This is a genomic window from Roseomonas sp. GC11 (assembly GCF_024437745.1).
Taxonomy (GTDB): Bacteria; Pseudomonadota; Alphaproteobacteria; order Acetobacterales; family Acetobacteraceae; genus Pseudoroseomonas.
Genome location: NZ_JANFNY010000131.1, coordinates 1 through 8,366, shown reverse-complemented (window position 1 = coordinate 8,366; position 8,366 = coordinate 1). Strand labels below are relative to the sequence as shown.

Below are 8,366 nucleotides of genomic sequence, written 5' to 3'. Positions count from 1 at the left end.
GGCACGGCCCCGGCCGGCGCCCTGCTGCGCCTGCGGCTGGAGGGGGCGGAGAGCGGCCGGCTGCGCGGCGCCTGGGCGGTGCCGCTGGCCGGGCTGGCGCCGGGCTGGCTGGTGCTCGACCTGCCCGCGCCGCTCGGCGTGCTGGGGGAGACGGCCATTCTCTCGGCGCGGGCGGATGCGGTGCCGGAGGGCTGCTTCGCCCTCTCGCTCGATGCCGCCTGGACGGACGGGGCGAGCGCCGCCACGGCCGAGGGCAGCGCCACCCCGCCCCCCGCCGACCGCGCCCTGGCGCTGCGCCTGTGGACGGCCGAGCCGGGCAGCCGCTTCCTCGCCCCGCCGCACTGGCGCTGGGAGGAGGCGGGCCTCTCCCTACCGGAAGAGGGCGTCCCCTATGCCCTGCCGGATGCCGGCTGGGCGCCGGCCCGCGCGCTGGCCGGGGCGGTCAGCCTGATCGGGCTGGGGCAGGAGCCGCCGCGCGCCCTGCTGCGCGCCGAGGCCCCCGCCCCCGGCGCGCCGCCCGCCGCGCTGCTGCACCTGCCCTATCTGTTCAATGCCGGGCTGGACCTGCTGCGGCTGGGCGCCGTGGTGCGCCAGGGCGAGGCCGCCGGGCTGCGCCTCGCCGCCTGGGTGCTGCCGCTGGACCAGGAGGTGACGGAGGCCGAGGGGCTGATCCCCGCCGGGGATGGCGCGCATTGGAGCGGCTGGCGCGGCTTCGAGCCGGATGGCACGCTGGAACTGGCGCTGGCGCTGCCACTGGCCCTCGGGCTGCGCGGCCAGCTGCTGGTGGCGCTGGCCGGGCCCGATGGCGCGCCGCCCCCGGCGGAGAGCGCGGTGGAGATCACCCGCCTCGCGCTCCAGGCGGCGGAGAATGTGGCGCAGCTCGGCACCCGCGTGGCGCTGGACGCGCCGCTGGCCCTGCCCGCCCCGCCGCTGCCCGCCCCTACCACCCCGGCGCCCGCCTCCCCCGCCGCCGCCCCGCCGCGCGCCGATGCCACGCTGCAGGCCGTGGCGACGCTGGAGGCGGTGATGCTCAACCAGTATTTCCCGCCGGCCAAGCCGGGCGGCTACCGCCATCTCGACATGACGGTGCTGAGCCTCGGCGTGGGGGAGGCGCGCTGGCCGGGGGTGCGCTTCAAGCTCTCCCTCTCGGGCGAGAAACCGCGGCTGGAGTTCCGCCAGGCGAAGGACCACCCGGAGGCCTTCACCCGCTGGCAGGGCACGGGGGAGGACAAGTTCGGCCCCTATCTGCGCCTGGGCCTGCCGGAGATGCCCGGCTGGCTGGAGCGGGAGGGGGCGGAGCCGCGCGACACGCTGCTGATGCGCACGCTGCTGCGGCTGCTGCCCGGGGCCACGGCCAATGCGGCACGCGCCGCCGGTCTGCTGCCGGCCGAAATGGCGGCCTGGCTGGAGGCGGCGCGCGCCTTCGCCGCCCTGGCCTCCACCGGCGAGGCGGTGCCCGAAGCCGAGGCCACCCCGGCCGAGGAGGAAGAGAAGGTCCTGCTCAACCAGCACTATGCCGGCACGGGCGATTACCGCCACCTGGACGTGACGGTGCTGAACCTGCGCGATGGCGCGCGGCACTGGCCCATGGTGCGGCTGAAGCTCGGCCGCACGGCGAAGCAGGACAGCATCGAGTTCCGCCAGAGCCAGGGCTGGCCACCAGCCTTCGAGACGTGGCAGGAGACGGGCTTCGACCGCTTCGGCCCCTTCATCCGGCTCTCGGCCGCCAATCTGCGCGCCTATCACGCGGGGCTGAGCGCGGAGCAGGACCAGGCCCTGGTCGTGGCGCTGATGGCGCGGCTGCCGGATGTCATGGTGGCGGCCGGGGCGGAGGCCGGCTTCGACGCCGCCGCCAGCGCCGACTGGCGGGAAGCCGCCGAACGCCTGGGCGCCGCCCTGGCGGAGGCGGAGGAAACGGTCGCCCCGGCCTCGGAGGCTGTTGAAAATACAGCGCGCTCCTGAGAGGGGCTTCGCCCCTCTCAGACTCTCCCCACCAAAGGCCTGAGGCCTTTGGAAACCCATCTGGGGGCGCCGGCTGAAGGCAGGGGCGGGGCGCTTCGCCTCCTCCTGACAGGCGCCGCATTCGGTGGCATGGGTGGGGGAAACGGCATCGCGGGGGAGGCAGCATCATGTCCGGCATTCTTCTGGCCCTGGACCAGGGCACGACCTCCACCCGCGCCATGCTGTTCCGCGCACCGGGGCTGGCGCCTCTGGCCATGGCGCAGCAGGAGATCGGCCAGCATTACCCCGCCCCTGGCTGGGTGGAGCACGACCCGGAAGAGATCTGGCAGAGCAGCCTGGCCACGCTGCGGCAGGCCATGGCCAAGGCCGGCGTGGCGGCGGGCGAGGTGGCGGCGATCGGCATCGCCAACCAGCGGGAGACGGTGCTGCTGTGGGAGCGCGCCACGGGCCGGCCGCTGCACCGCGCCATTGTCTGGCAGGACCGGCGCACCGCCGCGCGCTGCGCCGCCCTGCGGCAGGCGGGGCATGGTGCCGCTGTGGAGCGCAGCACCGGCCTGCTGATCGACCCCTATTTCTCCGCCACCAAGCTGTCCTGGCTGCTGGAGGAGATTCCCGGCGCGCGGGCGGCGGCGGCGCGCGGAGACCTGGCCTTCGGCACGGTGGATTGCTTCCTGCTGTGGCGCCTGACGGGCGGGCGCGTCCATGCGACGGATGCCACCAATGCCGCGCGCACCCTGCTCTTTGACATCGAGGCCGGGCGATGGGACCCGGAGCTTCTGGCGCTGTTCGGCATTCCCGCCGCGCTGCTGCCGGAGGTGCGCGACTGCGCCGCGGAGTTCGGCCATACGGAGCCGGGCCTGCTTGGTGCCGCCATCCCCATCCGCGGCATGGCCGGGGACCAGCAGGCGGCGAGCATCGGGCAGGCCTGTTTCCGCCCCGGCATGGTGAAGGCCACCTATGGCACCGGCGCCTTCGCGCTGATGAACACCGGCACACGGCCGGTGCGCTCGCGCAACAGGCTGCTCAGCACCATCGCGTGGCAGTGGCGTGGCCAGCGCAGCTATGCGCTGGAGGGGGCCATTTTCATCGCCGGGGCGGCGGTGCAATGGCTGCGCGACGGGCTGGGCCTGATCCGCGCCGCCGCCGAGAGTTCCACCCTGGCGGCGCGCTCGGACCCGGCGAAGCGCCTCTATCTGGTGCCGGCCTTTGTCGGGTTGGGCGTGCCGCACTGGGATGCCGAGGCGCGCGGCGCCATTTTTGGCCTGACGCGGGATTCCGGCCCGGCCGATTTCGCCCGTGCCGCGCTGGAGAGCGTGGCGTTCCAGACGCGCGACCTGCTGGAGGCGATGCGGCGCGACCTGGGCGAGGCCGCCGCCATCGAGGTGCTGCGGGTGGATGGCGGCATGGCGGCCTCGGACTGGACGATGCAGGCTTTGGCGGATGCGCTGGCCTGCCCGGTGGACCGGCCCGTGGTGGCGGAGACGACGGCGCTGGGCGCGGCCTATCTCGCCGGGCTGCAATCCGGCCTCTGCCCGGAGCCTGAGGGTTTCGCCGCCGCCTGGGCGCTGGACCGCCGCTTCACCCCGGCGCAGCCCGGGGCCGAGCGTGAGGCGGCCTATGCCGGCTGGTGCGATGCGGTGCGCCGCACCCTGTCCCACGCCTCCTGAAAAAAGTTTTTTGGTTCTTTTTTCCAAAAAAGAACATTTCTTCCTGCTCTCCTGCCTCGCGACGCATCGCACAGAAAATGATCCATTTCCCTGGGGGCGGTCCCTGCCTTCCTCGGTTAAACTGCCCCGCTTTCTTCTTTCTCTTTTTTCCCTTTTCCTTCCCTTTCTCCCCTCCCCCCGCCTGCCTGGACCCCCGACATGAAGCCCGATGACGTGATGGAGCGCTTCCGCACTCTCTTCGCCCGGCATCCGGAGGCGGCGTCCGGCCTGGCCGGGGCGCCGGACATCGATGCCGCCGCCGAGCTGCTGGAGCGTATCGGCGCGCGGCATGGCATCGCGACCAGCGCGGCGGAGATCCGCAGCCATGTGCGGCGCCTGCGGGAGGAGATGGCACGCGGGGAATTGTCGGATGCGATGCTGGATGGCATCGCGGCGGGCCAGGGGAATGAGCTGCATCTGATCTGGCTCTGCCTTGGCCGCCAGGATGCCCTGCCGTGACCGCGCGCGCATGACGGGGTGGGCATGAGGGGGCGGGCATGACGGCCCCCGCGCCGCCGCCGCTGTTCCGCGCGCCGCTGCTGCGCCCGCCGGGGCCGGAGCAGCTGGACCGCAGCCTGCGCGTCGTGCCGCCGCTGGCCTGGCCGGCGCTGCTGCTGCTGGGCGGGCTGCTGGTGGCCGGGCTGGCCTGGGGCGCCGTTTCCACCGCCACGGTGAAGGCCACGGCGCGGGGCGTGCTGTTGAGCGCGGGCGGTGTGGGGGATGTGGTGGCGCCGGCGCCGGGGCGGCTGCTGCGGCTGCTGGCGCGGCCGGGGGAGGCGGTGCGGGCGGGCCAGCCGGTGGCTGAGCTGGACCAGCCGGAACTCGCCGCCGACCTCTCCCGCCGCCGCACCGAGGCCGCCACGCTGGCGGAGCAGGAATCGCGCGTGCGGCAATTCCTGGCGGGCGAGGCGGCGGCGCGGGCGCGGCTGGAGGCGGCCCGGCGCGAGGCGCTGCGCGGGCGCATCACCGCCCTGGCGGCGCTGGAGGCGACGCTGGGCGAGGCGGCGCAGATCCAGCACGGCCTGTTCGGCCGCGGCCTTGCCACGCGGGACCGCCTGCTGGCGGCGCAGCAGCAGTGGCAGGAGGTGCGCAGCCAGCGCAGCGAGGCGGAGAACAGCCTGGTGCAGCTGGGCGCCGAGGCGGAGGCGGAGCGCATCCGGGCGGAGCGGGAATTGCTCGATCTCGGCCTGCGGCGTGCCGCCGTGGCGCGGGAGATCGCCTGGGCGGAGGCGGAGATCGCCCGGCGGGGCACGGTGCTCGCCCCGGCCGCGGGGGTGCTGGTGGAGCAAGTGGCCAATCCCGGCGAGATGGTGGAGGCGGGTGCCCCGGTGCTGCGTTTCCTGGCCGGGGAGGGTGCCGGCATGGCAGGGGAGGAGCTGGTGGCCCTGCTCTATATCCCGCCGGCGGAGGGCAAGCGGGTGCGGCCGGGCATGGCGGTGCAGCTCATTCCCTCCACCGCGCGGGTGCAGCGGGATGGCTTCATCGAGGGGGAGGTGGTTGCCGTCTCGGCGATTCCGGCGACGCGGGAGGGCATCCAGCGCACGCTGAAGAACACCGCCCTGGTGGAGCAGCTGACGCAATCCGGCCCGCCGGTGCAGGCCACGGTGCGGCTGGCGCGGGACCCGGCGGCGCCGGGGGGGTTCCGCTGGTCTGGCGGGCATGGCCTGGCGCTGGCGATCGGCGAGGGCACGCTGGCGGAGGGGCGCATCGTGGTGGACGAGATCCCGCTGCTCGCCCTGCTGCTGCCGGCGCTGGAGGCGGTGCTGCCGCGCGCCTGGTTCTGAGATGGCGCCCGATTCCTCCGGCCGCCCCCCTGGCGGTTCCTCTGTTTCTACCGCTGGCTCTCCCGCTGGCCCTCTCTCTGGCTCTCCCTCTGGCTCTCCCTCTGGCGGCCCGGCGGCGGCCTCTCCCACGCCGCCCAGCCCTTCGCCGCCCAGCCCTTCGCCGGCCAGCCCTCCGCCGGCCAGGCCCGGCCCGGCGCGCCGCCGCACGCCCACCCTGCTCCAGATGGAGGCGGTGGAATGCGGCGCCGCCTGCCTCGGCATGGTGCTGGCCGCGCATGGGCGCTGGGTGCCGCTGGCCGAGCTTCGGCTGGCCTGCGGCGTCTCGCGCGATGGCAGCAAGGCGGGCAATATCCTGCGCGCGGCGCGGCGCTACGGGCTGGAGGCGCGCGGCTTCCGGCACGAGCCGGCGGCGCTGAAGGCGCTGCCCAAGCCCGCCATCCTCTTCGTCAACCTCGGGCATTTCGTGGTGCTGGAGGGTTTCGCGCGCGGCAGGGTCTGGCTGAACGACCCCGCCGCCGGCCGCCGCGTGATGACGGAGGCGGAGCTGGACGCGATCTATTCCGGCATCGTCCTCACCTTCATCCCCACCGCGGCCTTCGCCCCCGGCGGCACGCCGCCCCGCGTGGCGGGGCGGCTGCTCGGCTGGCTGGCCGGGGGGCGGGAGGCGCTGGCCTATGCCCTGTTCGCCGGGCTGGGGCTGGCGCTGCTGGCCGTGCTGCTGCCGGGGCTCAGCCGCCTCCTGATCGACCGCTACCTGGTGGAGGGGCAGGCGCACTGGCTGGGCTGGCTGGTGGCGGTGCTGGTGGCGGCGGCGCTGGGGCAGGGGGCGCTGTCCTGGCTCAAGGGGCTGGTGGTGCAGCGCCTGGCCACGCGCGTCACGCTGCGCGCCGCCGCGCGCTTCGTCTGGCGGATGCTGCGCCTGCCCATCCCCTTCTTCACCCAGCGCTATGCCGGCAGCATCGGGCAGCGGGTGGAGCTGGCCCAGGCGCTCGGCCAGCATGCCGCGCAGCAGCCGGCGGTGCTGCTGGTGGAGGGGATCTTCCTGCTCTCCCTCCTCGGCATGATGCTGCTCTACAGCCCGCTGCTGGCGGGGGTGGCGGCGCTGCTGGCGGCGGGCAATCTGGTGCTGTTCCTGCTCGCCCGCCGCCGCATCGAGGAGCGCGAGCAGAAGGCGGCGATCGAGCAGGTGAAGCTCGCCGGCAAGACGATGCTCGGCCTGCAGATGATCGAATCCCTGAAGGCCAGCGGCACGGAGGGCCCCTTCTTCGCGGCCTGGGCCGGGCAGCACGCGCTGGTGGCCGGGCAGCAGCAGGAGACGGGGCGGCTTTCCGGCGGTTTCGCCACCCTGCCGGAGGCCCTGTCCCAGGCCGGGCTGGTGGCGGTGCTGGTGCTGGGCGGCGGGCTGGTGATGCGGGGCGAGATCACGCTGGGCACGCTGGTGGCCTTCCAGATGCTGCAGGCCGCGATGGCGCCGCCGCTGCGCGCGCTGATGCTGGCCGCGGCGCAGCTGCAGGCGGCGCGCGGCGTGCTGGACCAGCTTGACGACGTGCTGGACCACCCCGAGGCCCCGGAATTCACGCCGGAGGAGGAGGCGCCCGCCCTTTCCCCTTCTCCTTCTCCTGCCCCTTCCCCTGCCCCTTCCCCGGATCAGGCCCCTGCCCTGCCCTTCCTTCCGGCCGGGCGGGGGCAGCGTCTGTCCGGCGCGCTCAGCCTGCGCGGTGTCAGCTTCGGCTACAGCCCGCTGGAGCCGCCACTGATCGAGGGTTTCGACCTGGAGCTGGTGCCGGGCGCGCGGGTGGCGCTGGTGGGGGCCTCGGGCAGCGGCAAATCCACCGTGGGGCGGCTGGTGGCCGGGCTCTATCCGCCCTGGTCCGGCGAGGTGCGGCTGGATGGCCAGCCGCTCGCCACCCTGCCGCGCGGCCTGCTGCGGGACTCCCTCGCCGTGGTGGACCAGGAGATCGTGCTCTTCGAGGGCAGCGTGCGCGACAACATCACCCTGTGGGACGAGACCCTGCCGGAGGCCGCCATCATCGCCGCGGCGCGCGATGCCGCCATCCATGACGACATCGTCGCCCGCCCCGGCGGCTATGACGGGCGGGTGGAGGAGGGGGGGCGCAACTTCTCCGGCGGCCAGCGGCAGCGGCTGGAGATCGCCCGCGCCCTGGTCAACGCGCCGAGCCTGCTGGTGCTGGACGAGGCGACGAGCGCGCTGGACCCGATCGCCGAGAAGCAGGTGATGGACCATCTGCGCCGGCGCGGCTGCGCCTGCCTGATCATCGCCCACCGCCTGAGCACGGTGCGCGACTGCGACGAGATCATCGTCATGCATCGCGGCCAGGTGCTGGAACGCGGCACGCATGAGGCGCTGATGGCCACCGAGGGCGCCTATCGCCGGCTGATCGAGGCATGAGCACCTCCGCCCCCCCTGGCTCTCCCTCTGGTCCCCTCCCGGCCGCGCTGCTCGCGCCCCTGCTGGCCGCCGCGCGGGCGGGCGGCACGGTGCGCGCCATCGCCGGCAATACGCCGCTGCTGCTGGCCGAGCCGGGCCGCACCCTGCTGGTGCTGGAGGGCATGGTGGAGCTGTTCCTGGTGCCGCTGGAGGAAAGCCGCGTGGCCGGGGCGCGCCAGCACCTGTGCAGCCTGCCCGCCGGCGCGCTGCTGCTGGCGCCCGAGGCGGCGGCGGAAGGGGTGGGGCTGCTGGCGGCCGGCCATGTCGGCAGCCGGGTGGCGGAGCTGGACCGCGCCCTGCTGGAAGGCTGGGCCGCCCAGGCCGCGCTGCGCCCCGCCCTGGCCGCCGCGCTGGAAGCCTGGGTGGAGGGGCTGGGTGGCGCCATGGTCCGCCCTGCTGGGCCTCCAGCGAAAGCTCATGCGCGCCAGGGCCCAGCGGCTCGGAGGGCAGGATGACCCATTCCCC

Annotated in this window: 6 protein-coding genes; all 6 read left to right on the top strand. The window is 74.6% G+C overall.

What is annotated here, in order from left to right; genetic code table 11:
• The coding region (locus NON00_RS23240; RefSeq protein ID WP_256025169.1) for a DUF6212 domain-containing protein at positions 1 to 1,962 on the top strand (1,962 nt) is incomplete at its 5' end.
• 167 nt (positions 1,963 to 2,129) lie between these two features.
• Complete coding sequence (gene glpK / locus NON00_RS23235; RefSeq protein WP_256025167.1) at positions 2,130 to 3,629, top strand: glycerol kinase GlpK; 1,500 nt, start codon at positions 2,130 to 2,132, stop codon at positions 3,627 to 3,629.
• 198 nt (positions 3,630 to 3,827) lie between these two features.
• Positions 3,828 to 4,127 (top strand): hypothetical protein, encoded by a 300-nt coding sequence (locus NON00_RS23230; protein ID WP_256025166.1) that lies wholly within the window; start codon positions 3,828 to 3,830, stop codon positions 4,125 to 4,127.
• A gap of 38 nt (positions 4,128 to 4,165) precedes the next feature.
• Positions 4,166 to 5,452, top strand: coding sequence for an NHLP bacteriocin system secretion protein (locus NON00_RS23225; protein ID WP_256025165.1), 1,287 nt, complete (start codon positions 4,166 to 4,168; stop codon positions 5,450 to 5,452).
• Position 5,453: 1 nt separating this feature from the next.
• Positions 5,454 to 7,862 (top strand): NHLP family bacteriocin export ABC transporter peptidase/permease/ATPase subunit, encoded by a 2,409-nt coding sequence (locus NON00_RS23220; RefSeq protein ID WP_256025164.1) that lies wholly within the window; start codon positions 5,454 to 5,456, stop codon positions 7,860 to 7,862.
• On the top strand, positions 7,859 to 8,356 hold the full coding sequence (locus NON00_RS23215; protein WP_256025163.1) for a hypothetical protein: 498 nt from the start codon (positions 7,859 to 7,861) through the stop codon (positions 8,354 to 8,356). Before NON00_RS23220 ends, NON00_RS23215 begins: the two co-directional genes overlap by 4 nt.
• Positions 8,357 to 8,366: the final 10 nt, after the last annotated feature.

Bases quoted from the DNA above. Each gene is read 5' to 3' on its own strand.
- NON00_RS23225 (WP_256025165.1), top strand. From the start codon at position 4,166: ATGACGGCCCCCGCGCCGCCGCCGCTGTTCCGCGCGCCGCTGCTGCGC.
- NON00_RS23230 (WP_256025166.1), top strand. From the start codon at position 3,828: ATGAAGCCCGATGACGTGATGGAGCGCTTCCGCACTCTCTTCGCCCGG.
- glpK (WP_256025167.1), top strand. From the start codon at position 2,130: ATGTCCGGCATTCTTCTGGCCCTGGACCAGGGCACGACCTCCACCCGC.
- NON00_RS23220 (WP_256025164.1), top strand. From the start codon at position 5,454: ATGGCGCCCGATTCCTCCGGCCGCCCCCCTGGCGGTTCCTCTGTTTCT.
- NON00_RS23215 (WP_256025163.1), top strand. From the start codon at position 7,859: ATGAGCACCTCCGCCCCCCCTGGCTCTCCCTCTGGTCCCCTCCCGGCC.